Genomic DNA, 26,059 nt, shown 5'->3' on the forward strand with positions numbered 1-26,059 from the left:
ACCTTACTGATTCTTAGTAGCTGAATTATCTGCTAACGTAGCTGATTTCGTCATTTTTTGACCGTTGCGATAGAATGTAACTTCTACTTTTTCGCCTACTTTTTTCTTTTCATATAAATACTTACGGAATTGAAGTGAATTTTCTACTTTTTGATCATCTAATGCTACTACAATATCATATTGCTCTAAACCAGCTTTTTCTGCTGGTGATACTGGATAAATTTTACCTAATACAACGCCATTTGTTACTTCTTTTGGTACTTTTAATTGGTTTAATGCATAAGCTTGCACATCTTCTAATGAAACTACACCTACACCAAGAGCTGGTCGTTTCACCACTCCGTCTTTTTCAAGCGATTCAATAACTGGTTTTGCGACATTAATTGGAATTGCAAAACCAATCCCCTCAACTTCTTGCTGCGCAATTTTACTTGAGTTAATTCCAATTAATTCACCGTTTTGGTTAAATAATGCACCGCCACTATTACCAGGGTTAATCGCTGCATCTGTTTGAATAACTTGTGCTTGCCAGTCTGGACGTTTGTCCCCATCAATATCTACTGGGATTTCACGTTCTTTACTACTGATAATGCCTTCCGTTACACTACCGTCAAATCCAAGTGGGTTACCGATTGCAATTGCTTTTTCTCCAGCACGAAGTTTACTAGAGTCACCTAAAGTTGCAACTTTATTAACAGCAGATCCATCAATCTCTACAACTGCTAAGTCTAACCAAGGGTCCTTACCAACTAATTTTGCATCAACTTGCTTTCCGTCGCTCAATTTAACAGCAAGTTTATTTGCACCATCTACAACGTGGTTATTTGTTACAATATATGCTTTATTTCCTGATTTTTTATAAATAACACCTGATCCTGTACCAGCTGTTTGCTCTTGTTCTGCCGGTTGCATCGCAAACGGATCAATAGTCTTCTGCATATTAATTACACCAACTACAACATCCTTTGCCCCTTCAACCATACCTGGCAAATCAGTTTCGCCCTTCGCTTTATTAACAACAGGGGCTAGCGTACCTTCCACTTGTTGATTAGAATTGAATGATGAAACTGCCGCGCCATTATTTTGCATCCATGGCATGTAAGGTGCTGCAAAACTAATTGTAACAGCCCCGACTACAGCTCCAACTAAACCTGTAAAAAAGTATCCTTTTTTACTACCTGATTTTTTCATTTCTCTCGTTTCACTATGCTCTTCATTTAAATTCGGTCCGTCGTAATATCCCATGTTTTATTTCCCCTCTCTGGTGAACTCGTACTTTCAGTATAGTCACTTTTTGTGTCCTTCTTGTGAACTCATCGTGAAATCCAATTAAAAAAATACTCCTATCTATCATTGTAGACAAGAAAAGTATTTTTTGTACATTCCACCTACAAAGGAGAGTATAAATTTGCTATATCCCGAAGCTAAAGTGCATAGAGTAACTTAAAGGTTATTCTTCAAATTTATAACCCACTCGAATGACAGTACCGATATGCTTCGCTCTATCTCCTAGCTTATTTCGCAGTTTTTTAATATGTGTATCAACCGTTCGGTCATCACCGTAGTAATCATATCCCCATAACTGATCTAATAAATGTTGACGCGACAACACAATTCCTTTGTTCTCCATTAAATAAACAAGAAGCTCAAACTCCTTATGTGTCAATATAATTTCTTCTCCATCTACTAAAACTGTTCTAGATAGTCGATTCACTTCTATTCCAGCTAAAGACATAGCATTTTCTTCAGTTACGCCTATCGCACCATCCGCACGTTTCAATAATGTCTTTGCTCGAGCTACTAACACTTTTGGACTAAAAGGTTTTGTTACATACTCATCTGCACCTAGTTCAAATCCTAGTAATGTATCATCCTCATCAGAACGTGCTGTCAGCATAATAATTGGTACTGCTGACTCTTTTCTAATTCGTCTACAAACAGACCAACCATCTATTTCTGGTAACATAATATCTAACATAATTAAATCAATTGTATGTTCAGCAAATAATTCTAGCGCTTTTTTTCCGTCTTCCGCTTCGATTACTTCAAAGCCTTCATTACGAAAATAATCACTAACAATTTCACGTAATCTTCTTTCGTCTTCAACAAGCAATACTGTTTTATTCATATAACCTATCCCGCCTTTTTACTCTTTCAATCGAATAATACGTTGATTGGAGCTTCCGCGAAATGGAAGTGTTAAATCTTTTTTATCAAGTTCAAATCTTCCATCGACCAAAACATCCCCATAATGTAACAATTCTATCATATCATTATTTTGGTCACTCTGTATCTCTTCTAACGTATAACCTGTATAAATCCATAGATTTTTTTTCAAATCCTTCACAGCTTTCGCTACTTTTTTCACTTCAGCAGCTTGAAAGAATGGATCTCCACCTGAAAATGTTACATCAGTTAATGGATTACTTTCAATCTCTTTCACAATTTCCTCTACTGTCATTTCAGTTCCGTTGCAAACATTCCACGATTTCGGATTATGACAACCAATACAACGATGCGGACAGCCCGCAAAAAACACGACTGTCCGCAACCCTTCCCCATCTACTACACTATCATGAATGATATTCATCACTTTCATTTATGCTTCACCCGATCCATCTCTTCGCTACGTTTCGCACTATTCCACTTCGACATATCTCCCACAAGATAGCCAGTTATACGGCGAATTCTTTCTATATTAGTCTCGTCTTCATTTCCGCAGCTTGGACATTCATTTCCAATAACTCCGTGATAGCTGCAACATTTACAACGATCAACAGGATGATTAATTGAACCGTATCCAACGCCATGCTCTGCCATTGCTTGTACAATTTGTTTTAACGCCTTTTGATTATGCATCGCTGCTCCGTCTAGTTCAATATACGTAATGTGCCCTCCATTACATAGAGCATGAAAAGGTCCTTCTAAACGAATTTTATTTATCGCTTGAATGTTATAATAAACTGGAATATGGAATGAATTCGTATAGTAATTATGGTTCGTTATACCGCTAATCTCACCAAATTCTTCTCTGTCTTTTTTCACAAACTTCCCTGATAAACCTTCTGCAGGAGTTGCAATGATTGAGAAATTCAGTTGATGTTCTTCTGTCGCCTTATCCATTCTCTCCCTCATAAAGGAAATAATTTCATATCCAAGTTTCCATGACTCTTCATCTTCTCCATGATGCTTTCCTGTTAAAGCTACTAAACATTCCGCAAGACCGATAAAACCAATACTTAACGTCCCTTGCTTTAAAATAGGTGCTACAGAATCTTCAGGCTGTAATGTTTCTCCACCACGCCATACACCTTGTGAATATAAAAATCGAAAATCTCTCGCTCGCTTCGTACATTGATACGCGAATCTCTCTAATAATTGCTTAATTCCTAAATCCAAGTAATAATTTAGCGCTTCAAAAAACGCTTCTTTCGATCCACTAATTAGCCCTAATTTCACTAAATTAATAGAAGTAAACGACAGATTCCCTCTTCCTATTGCTGTTTCTTCTCCATGTATATTAGACATAACACGAGTGCGACATCCCATGTAACATACTTCACTTTCAGGTCGCCCATCATAATGCACTGCATTAAACGGAGCATCTAAAAATGAAAAGTTAGGGAATAATCGTTCAGCCGTTGTCTCTAACGCTAATTCAAATAAATCATAGTTCGGATCAGATTCTTCAAAGTTCACACCTTTTTTCATTTTAAAAATTTGAATAGGAAAAATTGGTGTTTCCCCTTTACCAAGACCAGCTTGTGTCGCTTTTAAAAGCTGTCTAACTAATAACCGTCCCTCTTTTGATGTGTCTGTTCCATAATTAATAGAAATAAACGGTACTTGTCCACCGCCCCTACTATGCATACTATTTGAATTATGAATGAACGCTTCACATGCCTGATACGTATCATTTTCTGTTTCTTTCCATGCAAATTCTTCTATTTGTTCTTTCGTAAGCGGATATGACTGTAGTCGTTTTTTATGTCTCAGTACGGTTTTTCTCACATATGGAGCTAAATCAATATCAAAGAGTGCAAACGATTGACCACCATGCTGCATGTTTTGATTCGCTTGAAAAATAATTGAAGAAAGCGCCAACGCACTTTTAATGTCTTGCGGTTGTCTCATATGTCCATGTCCAGTATGAAAACCGGTAGCAAGCATTTGTGCTAAAGGAATTTGCGAACAAGTCGTCGTTCCTGTTGCATAAAAATCCAAATCATGTGGATATAATATATTTTGATTTATCGCTTTTTTCACTTGATCTGATAGTAAATTTGCTACAGCATAGTACTTTGCACTCTCAGATGCGAACGTTCCCATCACTCCCATTGGAGATCGGCCATCTACATTTGCATTTTCCTGCATTAAATCTTGTTCATTACCGTGGACAATTGTCCCAAACACTTTCATTAATTCTTCTCCACGTGTATTTTGTTGTAACATTCATAACCCTCCATCAATATGTTGGTGTCTCTTGATTAAAATGTTACAACATATAGTCTTATTGTTTCTGTAAGAAATGTAACATTCCTGTGAATTTTTTTTCACGAAATAATGAATTTTTCATTTACAAAAAAGAAATGTGCTCTTTACAAATGTATGGTACAATAAACGGGAAAAACTCTTTTTACCCTTTATCAACACATTTGAATAAAGGAGACTGAACTTATGGTTACTACATATCTTTTATTTATCGTTGCCTACTTACTTGGCTCGATTCCATTTGCATTAGTCGTTGGAAAAATTGGCTATGGAATCGACATTCGTGAGCACGGAAGCGGTAATTTAGGCGGAACAAATACATTCCGCACATTAGGGAAAAAAGCAGGTTTCATCGTTACAATTGCTGATATTTTAAAAGGTACATTAGCAACAAGTCTACCGATTATTTTCGGATTAGATGTTCACCCACTATGGTTCGGCTTAGCTGCTGTTCTTGGACATGTATATCCAATTTTCGCGAAATTCCGCGGTGGTAAAGCAGTTGCAACTTCTGCTGGCGTGCTATTATGCTACTCACCAGTTGTTTTTGCAATATTAGCTGTTGTCTTTTTCAGCCTTTTATTTACAACAAGATACGTATCACTTTCTTCTATGGTAACAGCTGTCGTTGCTGTTATTGCATCCATTGTTAGCGGGGATAAAATCTTCATTATTGCGATGTGTTTATTAGCAGGTATGGTTATTTATAAACACCGTGCAAATATCGGACGAATTATAAATAAAACTGAACCGAAAGCAAACTTTTCAAAAAAGCAAAAATAAGATCGTAACCCACATAACGCAAAAAGAAAACGTGAAGCATATTAATAGCGTCTTTTTGCGTTATTTTTTATACTAAAGAAAAAGCAACATAATCTGGAGGAACTATACATGAATCTTTCCGTAACAAAAGAAGCAGCACAATGGTATAAAAACGAATTAAACTTACAATCGGGTGAAACACTACGCCTTTTCGTACAATACGGCGGTTGCAGTACTGTGCAAAAAGGACTTTCTTTAGGTATTCGTAAAGATGACCCTGCACATCCTGCTGTTCAAACTCAAGAAGAAGGTATTAACTTCTTTATTGAAGGCGATGATGAGTGGTTCTTCGATGGACATAATTTATCTGTTACACTTAACGATGGTGATGATTTCCCTCAATTTAATTATGAAAAATAAAAAAAAGCGTGGCTTCTGCCACGCTTTTTTTATTTCTTTTTAATTTCCTCATATTTCGCATACCACTCAGGATATAATTTTTTAAATGATACAGGGCGGAACCCTTCTTTTTTTGCACAAATATTCGTTGTACTTGCAGTAATGCAAAGCTCATCATCACCGTTATATATTTCATAACCATATACAACACGAAGCGGGCTCACAGTATCAATCCACGTTTTCACAATTGCTTTTTCTCCGTAACGCATCGCTTTGCGATATGAAATTTGCAAATCTAACACAGGAGAAATAATTCCTTCTTTCTCCATTTCAACATATGAAAATCCTAAATCTTGTATAAGTTTCGTGCGACCTAGTTCGAGCCACACCAAATAATTTGAATGGTAAACAACACCCATTTGATCTGTTTCCGCATAACGGATTTCAACTTCATGTTCTGCTACAAACATATGTATTCGCCTTCTTTCACTTCTGCTGCCTTGCATACATTTAATCATAATACACCGGAATCAAAAATAAAATAAAAACAGTGAATCTTTTCCTGAAAGGAGCAAGCATATGATTCAAATTGTAACTGTTCGTAGCGGTGATAGCGTATATAGCTTGGCATCAAAATATGGATCAACACCTGACGAAATAGTAAAAGACAACGGATTAAATCCAGCTGAAACGCTCGTTGTTGGTCAGGCACTTATCGTTAATACGAAAGGAAATAATTATTATGTGCAGCCTGGTGACAGCCTATATCGAATTTCTCAAACGTATAACGTTCCTCTTGCTAGTTTGGCTAAAGTTAATAATCTATCGTTAAAATCTATACTCCATGTCGGACAGCAATTATATATACCGAAAGGGACAAAACGAGCAGTAGAATCCATCGCTTATTTACAACCTTCAACAATACCGATAAAAGAAAGTTTAGTAAATGCTACACGTGCTATTAATCCATTTTTAACATATTTAGCCTACTTCAGCTTTGAAGCAAAAAGAGACGGCACTTTAAAAGAACCAACGGAAACAGCTAAAATCGCTAATATTGCAACTCAAGGCAAAACCATCCCTATGCTCGTTATTACAAATATCGAAAACGGGAACTTTAGTCCTGAACTAACATCTGTTTTGTTGCGTGACCCAACCATTCAAAATAAATTTATTACGAACATTTTGCAAACAGCTGAAAAATACGGTATGCGAGATATTCACTTCGATTTCGAGAATGTGGCGCCCGAAGATCGCGAAGCATATAATCGTTTTTTACGAAATGTGAAAACACGCTTACCTAGCGGGTACACATTGAGTACAACTCTCGTACCGAAAACAAGCTCCACTCAAAAAGGAAAATTCTTTGAAGCTCATGATTATAAAGCACAAGGGCAAATTGTTGATTTCGTCGTCATTATGACATACGACTGGGGTTGGCAAGGCGGGCCACCGATGGCTATTTCTCCTATCGGTCCTGTAAAAGAAGTACTTCAATATGCAAAATCTCAAATGCCTCCACAAAAAATTATGATGGGGCAAAATTTATACGGGTTCGATTGGAAACTTCCATTTAAACAAGGTAATCCGCCCGCAAAAGCTGTTAGTTCTGTCGCAGCGGTCGCATTAGCACGTAAGTACAATGTTCCTATCCGTTATGATTTCACAGCTCAAGCTCCCCATTTTAATTACTTTGACGAAAACGGTGTACAACATGAAGTTTGGTTTGAAGATTCACGATCTGTTCAAAGTAAATTCAATTTAATGAAAGAACAAGGTATTGGCGGTATTAGTTACTGGAAGATTGGTTTACCATTCCCACAAAATTGGCGTTTACTCGTCGAAAACTTTACGATTACAAAAAAGGGCTGACTTCCGTCAGCCTTTTTTGTACATTCTGTTAAGATTCATCTTTTATTTCACTTTTTAATGAATCAATACTTTCTAAACGTCTTTGATTTTTCGCTTCAATGGCAGCACGATCTTTTTCATTAGAAAGTTCCGCTGTTTCTTTTGCTTCATTAAAATTATCAATCGTATTTTGTACCATTTCTTGTAATTTTTCAGCGTTGTCATTTCGATTATCTGGATTCGGCATGTACTTCCCTCCTAATTCTTTATACATACCATCTTAAATTACCTATATTCCTTCAAATTTATACAAAAAAAGGAGAATGCAATATTCTCCTTTACTTTAACCGTTATCAACAATCGGTTGTTTACCAGTTTGGTCTTGCATTTGCTTCCCTTTATTGCCACCAGCTTTTTTCGATTGTGTTCCAATTTGATTTGGTGCAAAGTCTTTTGAATTCTTTTTCGGATTACCCATTACTATCGCCTCCTTAACACTAGTATCGTACTAGCGTTAAGAATTATTCAGCTTGCTTAAAAAGTTTCATTTCATAACGTTTTTCAATACGTTCTTCAATTCGATCGATTGCATCGCGATCGCTTAATAATTGTTGTTTATTTTCATTTACAAGTTCTTCAAACGATTTACGGCGACTTCTTCTCATGCTGCTCACCCTTTCTCCTTCGCTTTCTTACTACATAGTATGAGCAAATGAAAAACTCTTTAATCAGATTTGTAAGAAAATTTTATGTTTTAGTACTCCTAAAAAAGCTCCGTGTATAATAAATTAAAATGCCCCCGAAATCGGGACACAGATCAAAACACCTAAACCATCTGCCCCAATTCCCTTAGTACTTTTGGTATATTTCCAAAAGGATATTATTTCCTACAGGTTGTTAAATCGATAAATTGGATCGATACGTTACCATTTCATCCATATCTTAATTCGGAAAATATTTTGAATTCCAAGCAAATGTCCCTCGATTAATATTGGCTTTAGTTGTAATATCCTTAAACGTATATAATCGAATCTACCCCTTTTTCATGTATTAATTTAGTTCCTGTATAATGTATTGCTTCTTTAGTACGAGCTATACGTAAATCAGTGTATGCTTTTGCCAATTTTTCCCTTCCTGAATTTTTTTAGACATATTTTTATAAAGTGTTCAGAATACAACAGATCGGCTATTTCTGTTTACTGAACGTATGAAATACACAAACTATAATAATAAATATAAATAACCGACACTATGTTGGTTAAAAAATAGGAGGTACAAAAATGAAAAACCAAGTATCAATAGTAGTTGAACATGAATTGAATGACGTAACACCAGAAATGATTGACTGGTGGTGGGATAATATCGATAACTCTGAACGATATAAACTATGGCACCCAGAAGAACATGTTGATTTTAAGTGGCTAGTTGATCCTAAAGTGCATGGGCATGTAGGAGCCATATCAGCTTCAATCGAATCTGCTGGGGATGGACTAGAATTCCCGCTAAGAATCAGATGGGAAGACCCTAAAGATTGTCCTATAAATACCCATTACAGCCATGTTTTAATGGGTTCATGTTTAGATGATAATGACGATGTAATTTCACAAGTAATACATCAATACGAAAAATCCGAGAACGGTACAGTAATGACTTCTACATTCATTTTTCCGAAAGGATTACCACCATTTATTAATCTAAGTGGTTTATATAAACACAATGTAGAAGAAATGAGTGAATTCAGTAATTTTTTACCAGAACTTTTCAAAGAAAATTTGTAAGATAACTAAACAGCTTTACATTTAATAAGCGACTAACTAGAAACCAAATTGGCCCCCACCATTTTAGATAGGACTAAAATGGTGGGGGCCTTTCAATATCAAATCAATCACATTACTTCTTCTCAGTAATGTACTCTGCTCTTCAAATGAAAAACAACTCCGTTACATTTACATACTTTGTATGCGAATTCAGGAGGTGTTTTTTCCTATACCACGATTCGGGTTCACTTCAAAATAGCACACGGAGTTTTTTATACCAAAACTTTTAAATACTCTTTTAATTTTTCTTCTGCATTCACTTCACTTTCTTTATAATCACGCAGCGCTCGTAATACGAAATCATACTGTTCTAAAATATAACTTTCTAATTTCAAGACATCCTCTAAGTTATTAAGCATAATTCTCGTATTACCAACTTCACTTTTTAACGCAGGTTCACATTTTAAACTCGTACATATTTCTTTCACATCATCTTCTAATATTTCTGTTAATATGTATTTCTTTCGCCCTTTTACTTTTACTCTCATAACCGGATAAAAAGCTTTTATATCTAAATAGCTTCCTACACTCATACAACGAATCCATTCAATATCACGGTTATTTCGTACAAGCATTTCTTTTACCGCTTCAAATACTATTGTTTCATCAAGCACTTCTTTCTTCGCTTTTCTTTTTCCTTCTTCTTCAACTGATGCACACCTTTGATAAACTGCCGCACACGTAATACAATCGTCAAATGCATTATGAGAACTTAAGCGAATTCCAAGCATTCGTTTTAACGTTTCAAGTTTATGGTTAGGCGCGTGTTTCATATATTTTTTCGCCAAAAATACAGTATCGATAACTTTATTTTTCGGCTCAGGTAGTCCAAGCATATTTACATTACTCTTTAAAAAACGCATGTCAAAAGAGGCATTATGTGCCACAATAACATTTGTATGTAAAAATGCTAAAAATAAAGGTAACACTTCTTCAATCGTCGGTGCATCCGAAACGCGATAATTTGTAATACCTGTTAAACTCGTTATTCGTTCCGGAATTGGACGCTCCGGATTCACATAGGAAACAAACTGATCTACTAGTTCATGATTACGATATTTCACTGCTGCAACTTGAATAATTTTATCATTATAAGGGTTAAATCCTGTTGTTTCAAAATCAATTACAACATAATCTAACGGTAAGGATACATTCCCCACTCCAGACACTCCTTTATCTCTAAACATTTATATTTCTTTTATCATATCACGAAGCTTTCACTACTTGAAAAAGAAAAGGCAGAAACGATTATATTCCATCTCTACCTTTTCGCCGTTATTTTAATTTAGCAATCCGTTTTTCCATCTCTTTTTGCGTCATCGGTCCAATAAACTTATCCTGAATAACACCTTTTGTATCTATAAAATACGAAGTTGGGATCGTAATTACTTTATACGCTGTTGTCACATCAATGTTCTTGTCCATTAAAATAGGAAAAGTAATCCCTTTTTCTTTAGCGAAATTTCTTACTTTTTCTTCTCCCCCTCCTTTTTCTGAAGGCGTATAATTTATTGCTAAAATTTCTACATTTTCTTTATGTTCTTTATAGAAAGCCTCCATATCAGGCATTTCTTGCTGACAAGGTCCACACCACGTTGCCCAAAAGTTTAAAATAACTTTCTTCCCTTTTAAATCCGATAACTTTACCTTCGTTCCATCTAATTTTGTCAATTCAAAGTCTGGTGCACTCTTTCCTATTTCAATACCGTTCCTTGCGATCATCTCTTTCATAGCAGCTTCACTTTTTGCTGGCTTTTCTTGTACTACTTGATCCTTTTTACCAAACTGATCATAAGCTGCATATCCCGCTAAACAAAGTAACACTACAATAATCGTAAGCTTCCGCCACATCTTATATCACCCTAACGTGTTTATCTTCTTATAACATAATCACAAAATACTATATACCTTATTTTAGCTTATACGGACAAGCTTGGAAATATTCACATTCAAAATAGTTAGAATATTTATAGTCTAGATGAAATATTTACCTTTTTATCATATAATTAGAAATAAATACAAAACCTGCGAGGTGATATGTATTTTACAATTACTTATCAACCCTTTTACTTTTGCTTTCTTCACTTTACCATTACTATGTATTTGTTTTAGCGGCTTGCTATACAAATTCAAATGGGCTGCTATTATTATTTCTTTTACTGTTCCACTTATTTTTTTCATTATCGTCTCGGGATTTGATATACACCTAACTTTACAAAACTTAGACGTTTGGATTAGTTATAGTGCTGTTTATTCTGTACTTTCCTACATAACAGCAGCACTAATACGAAGAAAACTGCACATGTAGAACTTTCAAAAAGGGGGATTTTTATGAATCTATTTGAAAAAATACTATTATATATTCTTAGTTTTATATTTTCCCCAATCGGGATTATCACTTGGATCATCTCGCTCTTCAGTAAAGATCCTGAAAAAAAGCAAGTTGGACGTATTTGTCTCTATATCGCTTTAATCTCATTTATCCTTTTAGCCGGTCTCGGTATTCTTAGTTTCTTCACGATGACTACCACCACTACTATACAATAGTTATAGAAAGGATGATTGTTTTGGGAGAACATCCTATTAGTAAAGAACTTCGCTATATACGAATATGTTTAGTTGTTTTATTAATCGTTCTTTTATTTTTCAACGGTGAAAGAGTCGTTGAAATTTCTACAAATCATGATGCCGTAGAAAACGTTTCAACCAGTAATATGACACAGATTGCTGAAAATACATTTGCTATTCAAGAATATAATCCATCACTAAGTAGCGAACATACGGTCAAAATTTTCAAATATAATCCGGATACAAATCAACTTACTCTAGTCAAAGAGTTTAGCACTAACGATCCTGAATCTTATACGTATCAACTTAATAAGAGTGAATAAAGATAAGAGCGCTATATAGCTCTTATCTTTTTATTAGCATCTCTTTAAACAATGACTTACAAGTTAATAATTCTCTAGGATCCCCACATTCCACAATACTCCCATTATTCATGACGACAACTCGATCCGCTATCATCGCCCTCTCAACATCATGTGTCGTCACAATTCTCGTTACATTCCCTCCTAGCCCTTTCAGTATATTCCAAACCACTTCTTGATTGTTCGGATCTAATCCCGCAGTTGGTTCATCTAAAATAATGAGATTCGGATTTGATACAATCGCTCGCAATAACGCCAGACGCTTTCTCTCTCCTCCCGAAAACTCTTCTCCGCTTTTATGTAGTACAGTCTGAATACCTTCAGATAACCTCCAAATAATCGGCTTCGCATTTACAAGTTCAATATTTTTTTCTAATTGTTTTTCTAGGCACTCTTCTCCGAAATACATATTCTCTTTTACTGTCGTTCGAAAAAAACGAGGTTCCTGCCATATAGTAGTCATACAAGCTTTATTACCATAATAAGCAATACTACCATTAGATGGTTTATATAAGCCCGCGATTAATTTTAAAAGCGTCGTTTTACCTGCACCACTTTCCCCCACAATGATAACGAGTTCGCCAGGATTAATTTGCAAATGAATATTTTTAATTCTACATCTCTCTTCACCGTTCTCTTGAAATGAAACATTTGTTAATCTGATTCCCATCGCTCTTTCTACATTTCTGTATTCAGCCTGTATATCTAAAAAACAAAAAACTCGATTTGCCGAAGCGATTGCGACTTGCGTCATCATCAATAAATCACTCGCATAACGAACAGGGGAAAAAAGCATCTCAATTGTAGCTAATACTGCAACGAGCGATCCAACTTCCATATCCCCTTTTATTATTTTTTGTGCTCCTATAATAAGAACAACTATATACGTGACCGTTTCAATCACCGTTCCAACTATTCCAATGCAATGTTGCATCATCATCTTCTTTACTTCCGTTTTATAAGATTGTGCTGTTACTCCTTTAAATAAGTGAATTGCCCATTTTTCTTTTTGTAAACTCCGTATATCTTGTATACCTTTTACAAACTGTGACACCATCTCTACAACACTTGATTGATTTTTTTGAGCAATGCTTGCAATATTTCTTACCTTTTTCCCCATCAACATCGGAACCGTTGCACTTAAAAATAAAAATGGAGTTACCCACAATATGAACTTTGTATCTATATGTTGTAGTGCTATGAACGCACCTATAAATTGCGCAATAGCGTGTATATATTCTATTAATATAGAGCCATATAATCTGACCCAGTTTGGAATATCAGACACGACTAACGTTTCTAACTCTCCTTGTTTGACTTTCTCACTCTCTTCAAACGGTAATAGGAAAAAATGACGCAATACATCTATACGCTTCTCTCTTAATATTCGCTGACTCGCTTTTGAGCTTACATAATCAAATGAAAGATTGTTCACCCACATTAACAAGCGGCTAACTGTAAACAAAGTAATGTAAAGATATGCTCCCTTCAGCTCTCGTTGAATAAGATTATCTACAATTAGCCCCATAAATAGTGGCCGAGATAAATTTAAAATAGCTGCAAAAAGTCCACTGCATACAGCTGCTATTACTAATAATTTTTCTTTCTGTAACGGTAACAATATTCTTTTATATTCTTTCATGATGTTCCCTCCATTTTTTATAGTAAAAAGAAAGGGATGAAACCAAATGGTTTCATCCCTTTCCATAAAATAAGGAAGCTAACATACGTTAGCTTCCTTATCGTTCATTTCAATTATTTAGTTCGATACTTTAGACTCTTCAATTTTCTCACGAAGAACCATTTGCAGGATACCACCGTGACGGTAGTAATCAATTTCAACTTCACTATCGAAACGAGCTACTACTTCAAATTGTTTTTCATTGCCATCTGCATCGGTTGCAACTACTTTTACAAGATCGCGTGGTCTAACTGTTTTGTCGATTTGAATTTCAAATGACTCATTACCAACAAGACCTAACGTTTCAGCGCTGTCGCCATCTTTAAATTGAAGTGGTAATACGCCCATTAATACTAAGTTACTACGGTGAATACGCTCGAAGCTTTCTGCGATTACTGCTTTAATACCTAATAAGTTTGTACCTTTCGCAGCCCAGTCACGAGAACTTCCCATACCGTAATCTTTACCAGCAACAACTAGAAGACCTGTTCCATCTTCTTTATATTTCATGGCAGCATCATAGATAGATGTTACTTCACCAGTTGGCCAATATGTTGTATATCCGCCTTCTGTTCCTGGTGCGATTTGGTTTTTAATACGGATGTTTGCAAATGTACCACGCATCATAACTTCATGGTTACCACGACGAGAACCGTAAGAGTTAAAGTCAACTGGTTGTACGCCGTTTTCTAATAAGTAACGTCCCGCTGGTGTATGCTTACCAATTGAACCTGCTGGTGAAATGTGGTCTGTCGTTACAGAGTCACCAAATTTACCAACTATGCGTAAACCTGATAATGTTTCAACTTCACCTGGCTCTTTAGATAAACCTTCAAAGAATGGTGGGTTTTGAATATAAGTTGAGTCATTATCCCAAGTATATAAAGCTTCATTTGAAGTTTGGATTTCATTCCAACGCTCATTGCTGTTAAATACTTGTGCATATTCTTTCTTGAACAGTTCAGATGTAACAACGCTTTGAACTACATCTTCAATTTCTTTAGCTGATGGCCAAATATCGTTGAAGTAAACAGCATTGCCATTTGCATCTTTACCGATTTCATCATTTTTCAGGTCAATATCAACAGTACCTGCAAGTGCATATGCCACAACAAGTGGTGGTGATGCTAAGTAGTTCGCTTTTACAAGCGGATGAATACGACCTTCGAAGTTACGGTTACCAGATAAAACAGATGTTACTAATAAATCGTTTGCTGCGATTGCTTCTTCTAGCTCCTCTGCTAATGGACCAGAGTTACCGATACAAGTCGTACAGCCGTAACCAACTGTTTGGAAACCTAATTGATCTAAATATGTTGTTAAACCTGATTTGTCTAAGTATTCAGTAACAACTTTAGATCCTGGTGCTAATGATGTTTTTACGTATTCAGGTACTACAAGTCCTTTTTCAATTGCTTTTTTCGCAACTAGACCTGCCCCAATTAATACGTATGGGTTTGATGTATTTGTACAGCTTGTAATTGCAGCGATTGCAATTGCACCTGTTTTCATCGTTACTTCTTTATCTTCTAATGTAACCTTCACTTCTTTATCGAATTCTTGCTCATTAAATCCAAGTCCTTGTGTTCCAACTGGTGCTACAACAGCTTTGTGGAACGCATCTTTCATATCTGAAAGTGGAATTAAATCTTGTGGGCGTTTCGGTCCAGAAAGGTTAGATTCGATTGTATTTAAATCAATTTCAACAAGATCAGTGTAAATTGAATCTTTACTGTCTGCTGTATAGAATAAACCGTTTGCTTTACAGTATTCTTCAACAACGCGAATTTGCTCTTCATCTCTACCTGTTAAACGTAAGTATTCTAATGAAATATCATCGATTGGGAAGAATCCACAAGTTGCGCCGTATTCTGGTGCCATATTTGAAATTGTTGCACGGTCAGCTAGAGGCATGCTCTTTAGTCCATTACCGAAGAACTCAACGAATTTACCAACTACACCTTTTTGACGTAATACTTGTGTTACTTTTAATGCAACATCAGTTGCTGTAGTACCACTTGGAAGTGTGCCAGTTAATTTCACACCGATTACTTCAGGTACTGGGAAGTATGAAGGCTGTCCAAGCATTCCCGCTTCTGCTTCAATACCACCAACGCCCCATCCAAGAACACCGATACCGTTAATCATCGTTGTATGTGAGTCTGTTCCAACTAATGAATCTGGGTATGCAACTAAGTCGCCCTCAGCATTTTTCACCGCGTGAACAACTGGTGCTAAATATTCAAGGTTTACTTGGTGTACGATACCTGTTGCTGGTGGAACTGCACGATAGTTATCAAATGATTTTTGTGCCCAGCTTAAAAATTTATAACGTTCTTCATTACGTTTAAACTCTAAGTCCATGTTGAATGCAAGCGCGTCTGCCGTACCCGCTCTATCAACCTGTACAGAGTGATCAATTACAAGGTCTACAGTAATTTCTGGATTAATTTTATCAGGATCCCCGCCCATATCTGCCATTGCTTTACGAAGCGAAGCCAAATCTACAACAGCTGGAACACCAGTGAAATCTTGTAAAATTACACGAGATGGTTTAAACGGAACATCGATCTCTTGAACATCTTTCGTTCCCCATTTCGCTAAATTTGTAACATGCTCTTCTGTAATTACACGTCCGTCTACTTGACGAAGTACAGATTCAAGTAAAACTTTCACGGAATATGGTAATTGAGATACGTTGCCAACCCCTGCATTTTCAAGCGCTTTCAATTGATAATAATGATACGTTTTTCCATCTACTTCGAAAGTTGCACGTGATTGAAATGGATTATGTTTGACCATTATGTTTCCCCCCTGTTAAACGTGACTAAGTTGTCTGAATATAAAATGTAGACAAACTTTTCAATACCTTACGATAATATCTTATTACAACTTTCTAAATAAGTAAATAATAAGAAACTTATGGATTATCATAAGTTTTCTTTATCTTTCTAAATTTGAATAGTGTCCATGCTCTTTATTAATACTATTACCATAAAGTAAAGCGCTCTTTCAGCGTATTACTTTACGTTCATATATGCTATGAACAACTCATGGTTCGTCTATAAAAAATCATTATAGAGGTGAAAAAAATGGGTAAAAGAAAAGCCAATCATATTATTTCAGGAATGAATGCTGCACCCGCACAAGGGCAAGGTGCTGGTTATAACGAAGAGTTTGCAAATGAGGCGTTAACTCCAGCAGAGCGACAAAATAATAAGAAACGTAAAAAGAATCAGTAACAAAAAAACCAAAAGGTATGTCTGCCTTTTGGTTTTTTTCTAATGCTTATAACGTAATAACTCCGAAACCGTTACAAATCGATATCCTTGCTTTTTAAGCTCAGGTAAAATTTTCGATAACGCCGCCACTGTTTGGCTACGATCACTTCCTCCATCGTGCAACAGTACAATATCTCCACTTTTAGCATGTTTCACAACATGATTTACAATGGACTCAGTACCTGGATTCGCCCAATCACGAGGGTCTTGATGCCACGACCATAGAACAGTTTGATAACCAGCTTCTTTAGCTGTTTTAAATACAGCATCGTTAATATATCCGCCTGGAGGACGGAACAACAAAGGTTCTTTCACCCATTTTTTAAAGTATTTCTTTCCATCTAAAATATCATTTTCTAATTTTTCATCTGATGAATTACTCGCATACAAATGATTCATCGTATGATTTCCAATTTCATGTCCCTCTTTTAACACTTGCTTTACTAAATATGGATTACGCTGCACACGGAATCCAATCATAAAAAAAGTCGCTTCCGCCTTATATTGATGTAATAAATCTAGAATTTGCGGCGTGTATGTTGGATCCGGACCATCATCAAATGTGATTGCAATGACCTTTTCATTATTTGGCACTTCCCACGTTACATAGCCTGTTGGCTCTAATTCTTTTCTTAACAACATTTTAGCTTCCACTTTATCCACTTGAAATATATGTACTGCACAAATTAAAGAAAAAATTAATAGAATAATTTTTTGTTTCTGCATATTAGCGCTAAAAGTTTTGAGGTTGTTGAATTCACAACAACCTCATTTACTTTTCTAATTGATCTACATTTCGCATAATATTTTGGAGATTATTTTCGTATTGCTCAAGTTGTGGACGTTGTGTTTCCGAAGCTACTTCTAGCGCATTTTGAATCTGTTCATACGCTTCCTGGACCTCTTGGCGTAATTCTTTTAAATCATGACCGTAGTTTGGATCATTTTTCACAATGTTATTGAATATATTTTCTGCTTGTGTAACTCCTTGCTGTGCAGCTTGAAAAGCTTGTTGTTTATCTTTATGATATGGCATTATATGATCCCCTTTCTGTAATAGTTAGTCCCCTTTATCTTTACCCTTTTTTCTAAAAACATTCTCGTATAAATTCGCAAACTTCTCTCATTCTAAATAGAAAGAGGAGGTGTCACATACAATGGGAAAAAACAATCGTGAATCGAAAGAAAAAAAAGGACAACCTGAACCATTAAGCGGGTCTCATAAAGTAAAAAACCGTAACCATTCACGCCAAAAAAATCATGCGCATCATGATATGTAAAACAAAACATTCACACTAGCTACCTTTGCCACATACAATGTTTATATTTTTCCATTTATTCTTCACCCCTGGTTCATTCATGCATAACATAGTATGAATTGAGATTTTACGGAGGGTGTCTTACATGGGCAAGAAAAAGAAGGATTGTCTTTTTCATGTTGATGGTTTCGAAGAATGGATGGATCAATTTTGTTCTGATTCTTGTAGTAATTTTAGTTTTCCAAATCAAATTCATATTGACCTTTGTGAAACAGAACAAGAATACATTTTGGAAACAGATGTACCAAATGTGACTGAACAAAATGTACTCATTAAAAAGATGGAGACAGGCCTAAACATATGCATACTTCATAAAAATACTTCTTTACAGCGGACCATTCCTTTACCCGCTAATATTATTTATAAGAAGATGCTAGCCTGCTTAGAGAATGGATTTTTAGCCATTCATATTTCCAAAAATGAAGTTGCCGATAAGCATGAAAAGAAGATTCTTTTTTCAAATTGAGAGTTAACATAAATACAAAAATAAGCCCCAGTAACTTGCTGGGGCTTATTTTATTTCGCATGCATTTCTATATTAGAATTTCTATCATATCTTTTTTTCAATAAGCCTTTTGTAACTAAAAGTACAGGAAATGCTATAGTTGAAAATATAGCTAGCGCTGAAAATACTACAAATCCATTTTGGTACCCGTAATAATCGAGAAGTACTCCTCCAAACCAAGGACCAATTACTACTCCAATTCCTGAAAAGCCCATCGCTCCGAAGTATGTTCCTTTCAGATTGGAATCAGCGATCTCATCAATAAATACATCTGTCATTGAAAACATTAAAACTTCTCCAAATGTAAAAATAATTGTACAAATAGCTGCCTCTAACATGGATTCTACTAGTCCAAATCCAAACAATCCCCCGCTCACAAATAACGTTCCAACCATAATAGACGCTAATGGCGTATACTTTTTACACATTTGAATAACAGGGTATTGAATAACTACTACTGTAATTGCATTTAAAGCTAGCATATATGAAAACAACTTCACTCCATCCTGAAATATATGTGCATTTGCAAAATATTGAGATACTGTCGTGGTTAAATGTGAAAAACCACTATTACTCAAAATAATCCCGACTAAAGCAACTAAAAATACTACATCCTTTCGCAAAATACGAATTGCATTTAACATTGTAACAGGCTTTTCTTTATTTATTTTCTTTCGTTCCAGTGGATACTTCTTAAATTGGAACGCCAATATAGCTGTATATAAAATGTAAACTCCAGCGGCTACTAAAAAAGGAATTGTTGATTTTGCACTTCCGAGCTGTAATCCAACAATTGGTCCAATCGCAACCCCAACATTTATTGCACCGTATCGTAAGTTATAGACGAGTAACCGATACTCTGGTTTCGTTAAATCTGATAACAATGCTCTTGACGTCGGTTCAAAAAAGGACCTACATAATCCATTCAAAGCATTTAATAAAAAGAAACTTAAAACATGATCTGCCACTGAAAAACCTATAAATACAAACACCCAAACGATCATGGAACATATTATAATCATCTTTCGGCCGAATCGATCCGATAAATTCCCTCCGATAAAGCTAGCAAAAACTCCAACAAGTGCACTCGTTCCGATAATAGCACCCGTCATTCCAGCTGATACCCCTTTAACAGTCGTTAAATAAATTGCTAAAAATGGAATACTCATTGACGTGGCGAACCTCGCAAATAAAGTCCCTATTATAATTGTCATTCCTAACGGATGAATATTCTGTAACTTCCCCTTCATCTTCAAACCTACTCTCCCTATTCTTACATAAAAAAAGAAAGCAAAGGATCTGCTTTCTTTTCCCTTTTTATACTTGAGATGTTTGTACCCGAGCTGTTCGCGTTATGTCCATATCAATTCCATATGTAAACTGTAATTCCTTACAAACATCTTTAATTAAAATCGCGACATTATACGTTTCATTAAATTGTAAAACTATGCTTTCTACTTCTTCGTATGTATACTTATATTCTCCTGTAATGACACTTTTTAAATCAAAGCATTCATTAATACAAAGTTGTACAAGTAGTTGGTCATATTTTTCTAGTACATCTTCTTTCTTCCAAAGTAACTCCTTTACATATAACCGATCAAATTTCACACTTTCTCGGTTACAATCCGTTAAAATCCGGGTCATTTCATTTAGTTCTCGATATAATTCAGAAATATTTCTGCTTAAACTAAGCAGTTTATCTACACCGTTTTCATATAACATATTCATTCCACCCCCGCATTTTCTTCTTATTATAGCAAGAAAATTCTAAAAATAGTTTCTTTCTTCTGAAATATTAGGAAACTAATTTCAATTGCTTTACAATGAAACTAGCTAACACGAAAGGGGAAAGAAAATTGGAGCAAAAATTATATTACATCGACGCTTATACGAAAGACTTTACTACTAAAATTATAAAGCAAGATTATGATAAAGAAGGTAACTTATATGTTGTTTTAAATGAAACAGCCTTTTATCCAACAGGCGGCGGACAACCACACGACACTGGAACTTTAAATGGTATTCCGGTAAGTAACGTTGAAGAAGTAAATGGAGAAATTCGTCATTTCATAGTAGAACAATTACATACAGAAGAAGTAGAGGGTAAAATAGATTGGGAGCGCCGTTTTGATCATATGCAGCAACATACAGCTCAGCACATTTTATCTGCTGCTTTTTGGGATCATTTTAACATACCAACAATTGGGTTTCACCTCGGAAAAGAAACGATAACAATTGATTTAGAAACGGAAAATCTGCATGCAGAAACAGTTGAAAAGGCTATGCAAATTGCCAACAAAATTGTTTTTGAAAACCATCCGATCCGTATAGAGTGGATGAACTTAGAAGAAGCGAAAACATTACCTCTTCGCAAAGAACCGACTATGACAGAAAATATACGCGTTGTTATTATCGAAAACTATGATTACAACGGCTGTGGCGGAACGCATCCGAAACACACTGGTGAAGTAGGTCTTATTCAAGTACTAGGATGGGAGCGCAATAAAGGTAGTATACGCTTAACGTTTATCGCTGGCTGGCGCACACTAAAATTAATGGGTCAACAACAACAAATTATGAAAGATGTTTCTAAACAATTAAACAGTAGTGAAGCTGATATTCCAGCAAAAGTATCCCAACTTCTTACATCCCAAAAAGAAAACGAAAAAGCACTACAAACAATGAATGAAAAACTATTATTTGCAGAGGCAAATGAACTACTGCAACAGCCTTTAGAAATACACGGTGGTATACTTATTTCTAAAGTATTTACAAACCGCCTTATGCAAGAAATTGCAAAACTGTCTGCTATTATTACAGAACAACAAGAACATGCAATTACATACTTCGTTATTGAAAATGAGGACAAATTACAATGTATTCTTGCTTGTAGTAAAGCAGTGACACTCGATATGAATGCTCTTTTAAAAGATGCCCTTCCTACAATTGAAGGAAAAGGCGGAGGAAATAAAAAGAGTGCTCGTGGTGGTGGGAAAGCAATTATGAGTGGGGATGAGTTTTTAAATCAACTTGTTTCTTCTTTACAGTCAGCAGTGTAGATCATTTTATGAGTGGGATGTCATTGAACTCGATGATATCCTCTTTGCTGCTTTGCTTCGTACATAGTAATACAGTAAATGAAATTATATTAACGATTTTTCAAATATATCTATCATAAATCAAAATATATCAACGATCCTATAAGAAATATCGATTGTCCAACGACATACGACAATAAACACAACTTATAGAGTAAGAGGAGGCTGCTCCAAAATAACAGCCTTCTTTTATGTTTACAAACCAATATTTTGTTTTAATCCTTGGTAACTTCCTGCGTTCAAGAACTTTTCAGATGCAAGTTTAATGAACTTCTCAGAAAAACCATATCTACTCAATTCTTTGATCGGTACCATTTGCACATCTTGAATTGGATTATGATCAAATTCATTTGATGGTAACGTAATTTCCCCTGTAATCCTTTCAAGCAGAAACGTAATATGCAATAAAGATGGACTAGCATCTGGTTTATCACAAACATAGAGCAGCTTCTTAATTTTAACTTCTAACCCTGTTTCTTCTCTCATTTCTCGAATTATCGCTGCTTCTAACATTTCACCGTTCTCTACCCTTCCTCCAGGTAAAGACCAATTCCGATTAGCAATTTTTTGCTTTACTAGTAACACCTTTTCATCTTCAGTTAAAATTCCGGTAACACGAACTTGCATTACATTTTCCATATGTAATCTCCTCTTCCCATTATATTTACAAATTAATCCTTCCACAAAAAGAACGTACGTTTTATAATTAAAGAAAATTATGGAAGAAAGAAGTTGTTACATTCATGCGTCCACCTTTAACAAAGTCTATATCACTTGAAGATTTCCAAAACTATTATTGGTTAAAAGCAGAACTGCAAACATTTTGTCGTGAACATGATTTTCCAGCTAGTGGCTCTAAGATCGAAATAACCGAGCGTATCTCCCATTATTTAACTACTGGTAAAATATTAAAAAACAGCTCCGGTCAAAAGGTGAGTAAAGCCTCCCTATCCTATAAAGACCTTTCCCTTCAAACTGTTATTACTAACAATCACCGCTGTAGCGAAGATGTTCGTGCTTTTTTCAAAGAAAAAATCGGAGCAAACTTCCGCTTTACAGTAGCTCTTCAAAAGTTTTTTAAAGCGAATGTTGGAAAAACATATGAAGACGCGATTACGTTTTGGTATGAAGAAAACGAACGAAAAAAAGATCCTACATACAAAACTACTATCAGCGCGCAGTTTGAATACAATCGCTTTACTCGTGACTTTTTCGAAGATCCAAATAACAAAGGAAAATCAAAAGCTGATGCTATCGCTGCTTGGAATGAAATAAAAGCAAAACCTGGTAGCAATGTTTATACTCCTCAAAAAATAGAAAACTAGTTTAGGAGCTAGTCTTCTATTTTTTCAAATAATAGAGCAAGCCCTATCCCGCCCCCAATTCCTAATGTCGCAACTCCATATTTCATATACTCTCTTTTAGCCTGATAAAACAAGCGCGTTACAAGCATAGCTCCAGACGCACCGTACGGATGCCCGTGCGCAATTGCACCACCATTTACATTTAATTTTTCGTACGGAATTTGTAACTCCTTTGCACATGCCACAATTTTTGAAGCAAATGCTTCATTTATTTCAAAATAATCTATATCCTCTACTTTTAAATTCATTTCATTTAATAATTTATTCACTGCAAATATCGGACCAGTTCCTGGAAGGTTTGGATCCACTCCAACTACAGCACTGCGAACGAAACGAAGAACAGGCTTGTATCCTAATTTCCGGGCTTGCCCCTCTTCCATTACAAGAACAGCACATGCCCCGTCATTTACACCACACGAATTTCCTGCTGTTACCGTTCCATTTTGTAAAAATACAGGTTTCGTTCTCTTAATCATTCTTTCATAATTCATTTCTCGCTTTATAGATTCATCTAATAATCCATTAAAATAATGAGGTAATATCTCTTCTTGTATATATCCTTTTTCTAATGCTTGCAGCGTTCTTTTATAGCTAAGACAAGCATATTCATCTTGTATTTCTTTCGTTATATTATACTGCTCTGCAACATACTCAGCGGCTAATCCCATATCTGGATCCCCAATTATTTCAGGCGAAAACCGTGCTCTATTTTGAAAAGGTGACGTACTTGTACTCTCTACTCCCCCAGCGATATAACAATTACCTGCCCCGCCCCCGATATAATGACACGCAGTACGAATGGCTTCTAATCCTGCACCACATTGCCGATCAATCGTTACACCAGGTATATGATAACCGAGCCCTGTTTCTAAAGCAGATAATCTTGCAACGTTACCTCCTGGTCCAACGACATTTCCTAATATGACATCATCTATTTCTCTCTCAATTCCTTTGCTTAGAAACGTAAGAAGTGGTGCTGCTAATTGCTGAACTTCATAATCTTTCAACATCCCGTTTTTTTTACCAATAGGTGTTCTTTTCGCTTCTACAATAACCGCCCTATTCATATATCTTTTCCCGGTTTTCAATCATACTTTTTGCTTCGATACGAGCAATCTTCCCGCTATTTGTATAAGGTATTTCATCAACAAAGTGCCATTCTTTCGGTATTTTAAAAGATGATAATCGTTGTAAGCAAAAACTCTTCAATTGTTGCTTTGTAGCACTTCCTTTTACGATAGCGACAAGCTTTTCACCCCAATAACTATCCTCTACACCAACTACAACTATTTCATCAACAGCTGGATGTGTCTGTAGCACACTCTCTATTTCTTCTGGATAAATATTGATTCCTCCAAATAAAATCATATTCTTCTCTCTTCCAACAATATATATAAAGCCTTCTTCATCTTGATAGCCTACATCTTGCACTGTCATCCAGCCATCTGCAGTCAACTTTTGAGCTAAAACACCATCTATTATGTATCCTATAAAAAACTGATCACTTTTCACATACACAGTTCCTATCTCGCCTGTCTGTACTTCTTCTCCTACTTCATTACATATTCGAACTTGTACATTATGACAAGGTTTCCCTACTGAATTCGGTTTTCTTTCACTCTCTTCATCGACCAATGCTGTTACAAAGCTTAGCTCAGACGCACCATAAAACTCATATCTTTTTGCATAAGGTAACATATTCTTCACCTTTTCTTTCGCTTCAGCTTCCCATTTCGCTCCTGACGAAATAATTTTCATTTCATTTTCTATTACTCTATTTTCTTTATATAAAGACTCAAGCATCGTCGGTACTGTATACATGACCGAAATATTTTCAGTTTCTAACTTAGCCAACACTTGATTTGGAATGAATTTTCTCATAATATGTACGGTTTGCCCTAAATACAATGCACTTATTGCTCCATATAAGAACAAAGAATGAACAAACGTCCCAGCTATTAAAATAGAATCTTTCTTTTTCATATGAAAGTCATGTACATTACACTCAAAACTATGAACCCACGATTGTTGTCCACGTAAAAATGCCTTCGCCTTCCCTGTCGATCCTGATGTAAATCCCATATAAAAAGGAGCATTTTCTACATTTTCTAAAGGTGGATTGGTAGTTGGATAATTCTCTATCATTCTTTTCCATTCATCAATTTCAATTACTCTTCCTTCTTCATCCGATATATCATTTAACTTGTACCGTTCTGTCACCATCATATCTGGATTACTGATGGCTAGCCTTTCCTTTAGCTCACCCTGCTTCCATTTTATATCTAATGGTACACAAATCCATCCAGCCATAGCAGCACCAGCAAATAGTTGTAAAAATTCTATACGATTTTCTAGTACAATTGCTATAGTTTTATTCTTCGATTCTGTTGCGCGCAACCAGTTTGTTACTTTACAAACTGAATTAAACCACTCTTTATATGTTAATACTCTATCATTTTCCTTTATCGCTATTTTATTCGGTTGTAAAGAGGCATGCTGTTTATATTCTTTTGTAATCCCCATATGAGACGTCCTTTCTTTACAAAATAATAAAAAGA

At 35.6% G+C, this 26,059-nt stretch carries 30 protein-coding genes; 11 read left to right on the forward strand and 19 right to left on the reverse strand.

Annotated features, from left to right (window positions below):
- Positions 1 to 3: 3 nt before the first annotated feature.
- The 4 genes from JDS80_RS07880 to JDS80_RS07895 form a co-directional block, all read right to left on the reverse strand.
- The gene (locus tag JDS80_RS07880) at positions 4 to 1,245 is read right to left on the reverse strand and encodes a S1C family serine protease (RefSeq protein ID WP_071747661.1); all 1,242 of its coding nucleotides are present in this window, start codon (positions 1,243 to 1,245) and stop codon (positions 4 to 6) included.
- A gap of 205 nt (positions 1,246 to 1,450) precedes the next feature.
- Positions 1,451 to 2,128, reverse strand: coding sequence for a response regulator transcription factor (locus tag JDS80_RS07885; protein WP_071747662.1), 678 nt, complete (start codon positions 2,126 to 2,128; stop codon positions 1,451 to 1,453).
- Positions 2,129 to 2,146: 18 nt separating this feature from the next.
- A complete protein-coding gene (gene nrdG / locus JDS80_RS07890) occupies positions 2,147 to 2,599 on the reverse strand; it encodes an anaerobic ribonucleoside-triphosphate reductase activating protein (RefSeq protein WP_071747663.1) in 453 nt (150 codons plus the stop codon).
- Positions 2,596 to 4,452 carry an anaerobic ribonucleoside triphosphate reductase gene (locus tag JDS80_RS07895; RefSeq protein WP_071747664.1) on the reverse strand — a complete coding sequence of 619 codons (1,857 nt, stop codon included), beginning with the start codon at positions 4,450 to 4,452 and terminating at the stop codon, positions 2,596 to 2,598. The genes nrdG and JDS80_RS07895 overlap by 4 nt, the downstream gene beginning before the upstream one ends.
- Positions 4,453 to 4,677: 225 nt before the next feature.
- Between JDS80_RS07895 and plsY the strand changes: the two genes are divergently transcribed.
- Positions 4,678 to 5,274: a glycerol-3-phosphate 1-O-acyltransferase PlsY gene (gene plsY, locus JDS80_RS07900; RefSeq protein ID WP_000258967.1), complete on the forward strand. Its 597-nt coding sequence runs from the start codon at positions 4,678 to 4,680 to the stop codon at positions 5,272 to 5,274.
- A 108-nt stretch (positions 5,275 to 5,382) separates the two neighbouring features.
- Positions 5,383 to 5,673 (forward strand): HesB/YadR/YfhF family protein, encoded by a 291-nt coding sequence (locus tag JDS80_RS07905; protein ID WP_001054451.1) that lies wholly within the window; start codon positions 5,383 to 5,385, stop codon positions 5,671 to 5,673.
- Between the two features lie 29 nt (positions 5,674 to 5,702).
- Here JDS80_RS07905 and JDS80_RS07910 read toward each other — a convergent pair whose 3' ends face one another.
- Positions 5,703 to 6,122 (reverse strand): acyl-CoA thioesterase, encoded by a 420-nt coding sequence (locus JDS80_RS07910; RefSeq protein WP_071747665.1) that lies wholly within the window; start codon positions 6,120 to 6,122, stop codon positions 5,703 to 5,705.
- Between the two features lie 109 nt (positions 6,123 to 6,231).
- Between JDS80_RS07910 and JDS80_RS07915 the strand changes: the two genes are divergently transcribed.
- Positions 6,232 to 7,524, forward strand: coding sequence for a glycoside hydrolase family 18 protein (locus JDS80_RS07915; RefSeq protein WP_097902768.1), 1,293 nt, complete (start codon positions 6,232 to 6,234; stop codon positions 7,522 to 7,524).
- A 28-nt stretch (positions 7,525 to 7,552) separates the two neighbouring features.
- Here JDS80_RS07915 and tlp read toward each other — a convergent pair whose 3' ends face one another.
- The 3 genes from tlp to JDS80_RS07930 all read right to left on the reverse strand — a co-directional run bounded on the left by tlp (position 7,553) and on the right by JDS80_RS07930 (position 8,168).
- On the reverse strand, positions 7,553 to 7,750 hold the full coding sequence (tlp, locus tag JDS80_RS07920) for a small acid-soluble spore protein Tlp (RefSeq protein WP_001133508.1): 198 nt from the start codon (positions 7,748 to 7,750) through the stop codon (positions 7,553 to 7,555).
- Between the two features lie 96 nt (positions 7,751 to 7,846).
- Positions 7,847 to 7,981: an acid-soluble spore protein SspN gene (sspN, locus tag JDS80_RS07925; RefSeq protein WP_000527988.1), complete on the reverse strand. Its 135-nt coding sequence runs from the start codon at positions 7,979 to 7,981 to the stop codon at positions 7,847 to 7,849.
- Between the two features lie 43 nt (positions 7,982 to 8,024).
- Positions 8,025 to 8,168, reverse strand: a complete 144-nt coding sequence (locus tag JDS80_RS07930) for an FbpB family small basic protein (protein ID WP_001254699.1) — start codon at positions 8,166 to 8,168, stop codon at positions 8,025 to 8,027.
- Between the two features lie 615 nt (positions 8,169 to 8,783).
- Between JDS80_RS07930 and JDS80_RS07940 the strand changes: the two genes are divergently transcribed.
- Positions 8,784 to 9,281 (forward strand): DAPG hydrolase family protein, encoded by a 498-nt coding sequence (locus tag JDS80_RS07940; protein ID WP_071747667.1) that lies wholly within the window; start codon positions 8,784 to 8,786, stop codon positions 9,279 to 9,281.
- A 251-nt stretch (positions 9,282 to 9,532) separates the two neighbouring features.
- On the opposite strand, the gene JDS80_RS07945 is transcribed toward JDS80_RS07940, so the two are convergent.
- Together JDS80_RS07945 and JDS80_RS07950 are read right to left on the reverse strand one after the other, a co-directional pair.
- A complete protein-coding gene (locus JDS80_RS07945; protein WP_071747668.1) occupies positions 9,533 to 10,480 on the reverse strand; it encodes a 3'-5' exonuclease in 948 nt (315 codons plus the stop codon).
- A gap of 115 nt (positions 10,481 to 10,595) precedes the next feature.
- Complete coding sequence (locus tag JDS80_RS07950; protein WP_071747669.1) at positions 10,596 to 11,171, reverse strand: TlpA family protein disulfide reductase; 576 nt, start codon at positions 11,169 to 11,171, stop codon at positions 10,596 to 10,598.
- A gap of 480 nt (positions 11,172 to 11,651) precedes the next feature.
- On the opposite strand from JDS80_RS07950, the gene JDS80_RS07955 reads away from it, so the two are divergent.
- Together JDS80_RS07955 and JDS80_RS07960 are read left to right on the forward strand one after the other, a co-directional pair.
- Entirely contained in the window at positions 11,652 to 11,867 is a 216-nt protein-coding gene (locus tag JDS80_RS07955; protein ID WP_002121369.1) for a hypothetical protein, read from the forward strand.
- Between the two features lie 11 nt (positions 11,868 to 11,878).
- Entirely contained in the window at positions 11,879 to 12,211 is a 333-nt protein-coding gene (locus JDS80_RS07960; RefSeq protein ID WP_098889893.1) for a YmzC family protein, read from the forward strand.
- A gap of 22 nt (positions 12,212 to 12,233) precedes the next feature.
- Here the strand turns inward: JDS80_RS07960 and JDS80_RS07965 are convergent, their stop codons facing one another.
- Positions 12,234 to 13,958: an ABC transporter ATP-binding protein gene (locus JDS80_RS07965; protein ID WP_199637947.1), complete on the reverse strand. Its 1,725-nt coding sequence runs from the start codon at positions 13,956 to 13,958 to the stop codon at positions 12,234 to 12,236.
- A 51-nt stretch (positions 13,959 to 14,009) separates the two neighbouring features.
- Positions 14,010 to 16,733 carry an aconitate hydratase AcnA gene (acnA, locus tag JDS80_RS07970; RefSeq protein WP_199637949.1) on the reverse strand — a complete coding sequence of 908 codons (2,724 nt, stop codon included), beginning with the start codon at positions 16,731 to 16,733 and terminating at the stop codon, positions 14,010 to 14,012.
- A gap of 290 nt (positions 16,734 to 17,023) precedes the next feature.
- Here acnA and sspO point away from each other — a divergent pair, with 290 nt between their 5' ends.
- Positions 17,024 to 17,173, forward strand: a complete 150-nt coding sequence (gene sspO, locus JDS80_RS07975; protein ID WP_071747673.1) for a small acid-soluble spore protein O — start codon at positions 17,024 to 17,026, stop codon at positions 17,171 to 17,173.
- Positions 17,174 to 17,212: 39 nt separating this feature from the next.
- On the opposite strand, the gene pdaB is transcribed toward sspO, so the two are convergent.
- Positions 17,213 to 17,938, reverse strand: coding sequence for a polysaccharide deacetylase family sporulation protein PdaB (pdaB, locus tag JDS80_RS07980; protein ID WP_116733504.1), 726 nt, complete (start codon positions 17,936 to 17,938; stop codon positions 17,213 to 17,215).
- A gap of 46 nt (positions 17,939 to 17,984) precedes the next feature.
- A complete protein-coding gene (locus JDS80_RS07985; RefSeq protein ID WP_001146298.1) occupies positions 17,985 to 18,248 on the reverse strand; it encodes a hypothetical protein in 264 nt (87 codons plus the stop codon).
- 121 nt (positions 18,249 to 18,369) lie between these two features.
- Here JDS80_RS07985 and JDS80_RS07990 point away from each other — a divergent pair, with 121 nt between their 5' ends.
- Together JDS80_RS07990 and JDS80_RS07995 are read left to right on the forward strand one after the other, a co-directional pair.
- Positions 18,370 to 18,492, forward strand: a complete 123-nt coding sequence (locus tag JDS80_RS07990) for a small acid-soluble spore protein P (protein ID WP_000517651.1) — start codon at positions 18,370 to 18,372, stop codon at positions 18,490 to 18,492.
- 124 nt (positions 18,493 to 18,616) lie between these two features.
- Positions 18,617 to 18,997 (forward strand): Hsp20 family protein, encoded by a 381-nt coding sequence (locus JDS80_RS07995; RefSeq protein ID WP_071770752.1) that lies wholly within the window; start codon positions 18,617 to 18,619, stop codon positions 18,995 to 18,997.
- Between the two features lie 50 nt (positions 18,998 to 19,047).
- Here JDS80_RS07995 and JDS80_RS08000 read toward each other — a convergent pair whose 3' ends face one another.
- Together JDS80_RS08000 and JDS80_RS08005 are read right to left on the reverse strand one after the other, a co-directional pair.
- Positions 19,048 to 20,286 (reverse strand): MDR family MFS transporter, encoded by a 1,239-nt coding sequence (locus JDS80_RS08000; RefSeq protein ID WP_098889895.1) that lies wholly within the window; start codon positions 20,284 to 20,286, stop codon positions 19,048 to 19,050.
- A gap of 67 nt (positions 20,287 to 20,353) precedes the next feature.
- Positions 20,354 to 20,761, reverse strand: a complete 408-nt coding sequence (locus JDS80_RS08005) for a hypothetical protein (RefSeq protein ID WP_071747677.1) — start codon at positions 20,759 to 20,761, stop codon at positions 20,354 to 20,356.
- 134 nt (positions 20,762 to 20,895) lie between these two features.
- Here JDS80_RS08005 and JDS80_RS08010 point away from each other — a divergent pair, with 134 nt between their 5' ends.
- Positions 20,896 to 22,098 carry an alanyl-tRNA editing protein gene (locus tag JDS80_RS08010; protein WP_199637951.1) on the forward strand — a complete coding sequence of 401 codons (1,203 nt, stop codon included), beginning with the start codon at positions 20,896 to 20,898 and terminating at the stop codon, positions 22,096 to 22,098.
- Between the two features lie 234 nt (positions 22,099 to 22,332).
- Here the strand turns inward: JDS80_RS08010 and JDS80_RS08015 are convergent, their stop codons facing one another.
- On the reverse strand, positions 22,333 to 22,776 hold the full coding sequence (locus JDS80_RS08015; RefSeq protein WP_071747679.1) for an NUDIX hydrolase: 444 nt from the start codon (positions 22,774 to 22,776) through the stop codon (positions 22,333 to 22,335).
- 104 nt (positions 22,777 to 22,880) lie between these two features.
- Here JDS80_RS08015 and JDS80_RS08020 point away from each other — a divergent pair, with 104 nt between their 5' ends.
- The gene (locus JDS80_RS08020; protein ID WP_071747680.1) at positions 22,881 to 23,462 is read left to right on the forward strand and encodes a DUF6434 domain-containing protein; all 582 of its coding nucleotides are present in this window, start codon (positions 22,881 to 22,883) and stop codon (positions 23,460 to 23,462) included.
- Positions 23,463 to 23,470: 8 nt separating this feature from the next.
- Here JDS80_RS08020 and JDS80_RS08025 read toward each other — a convergent pair whose 3' ends face one another.
- Both JDS80_RS08025 and JDS80_RS08030 read right to left on the reverse strand, forming a co-directional pair.
- Positions 23,471 to 24,568 carry an acetyl-CoA C-acyltransferase gene (locus tag JDS80_RS08025; protein WP_098889897.1) on the reverse strand — a complete coding sequence of 366 codons (1,098 nt, stop codon included), beginning with the start codon at positions 24,566 to 24,568 and terminating at the stop codon, positions 23,471 to 23,473.
- Positions 24,561 to 26,024 (reverse strand): acyl-CoA synthetase, encoded by a 1,464-nt coding sequence (locus JDS80_RS08030; protein WP_199637953.1) that lies wholly within the window; start codon positions 26,022 to 26,024, stop codon positions 24,561 to 24,563. Before JDS80_RS08030 ends, JDS80_RS08025 begins: the two co-directional genes overlap by 8 nt.
- Positions 26,025 to 26,059: the final 35 nt, after the last annotated feature.

Source organism: Bacillus cereus group sp. N8 (genome assembly GCF_016483685.1).
In the GTDB taxonomy this organism is placed as follows: Bacteria; Bacillota; Bacilli; order Bacillales; family Bacillaceae_G; genus Bacillus_A; species Bacillus_A proteolyticus.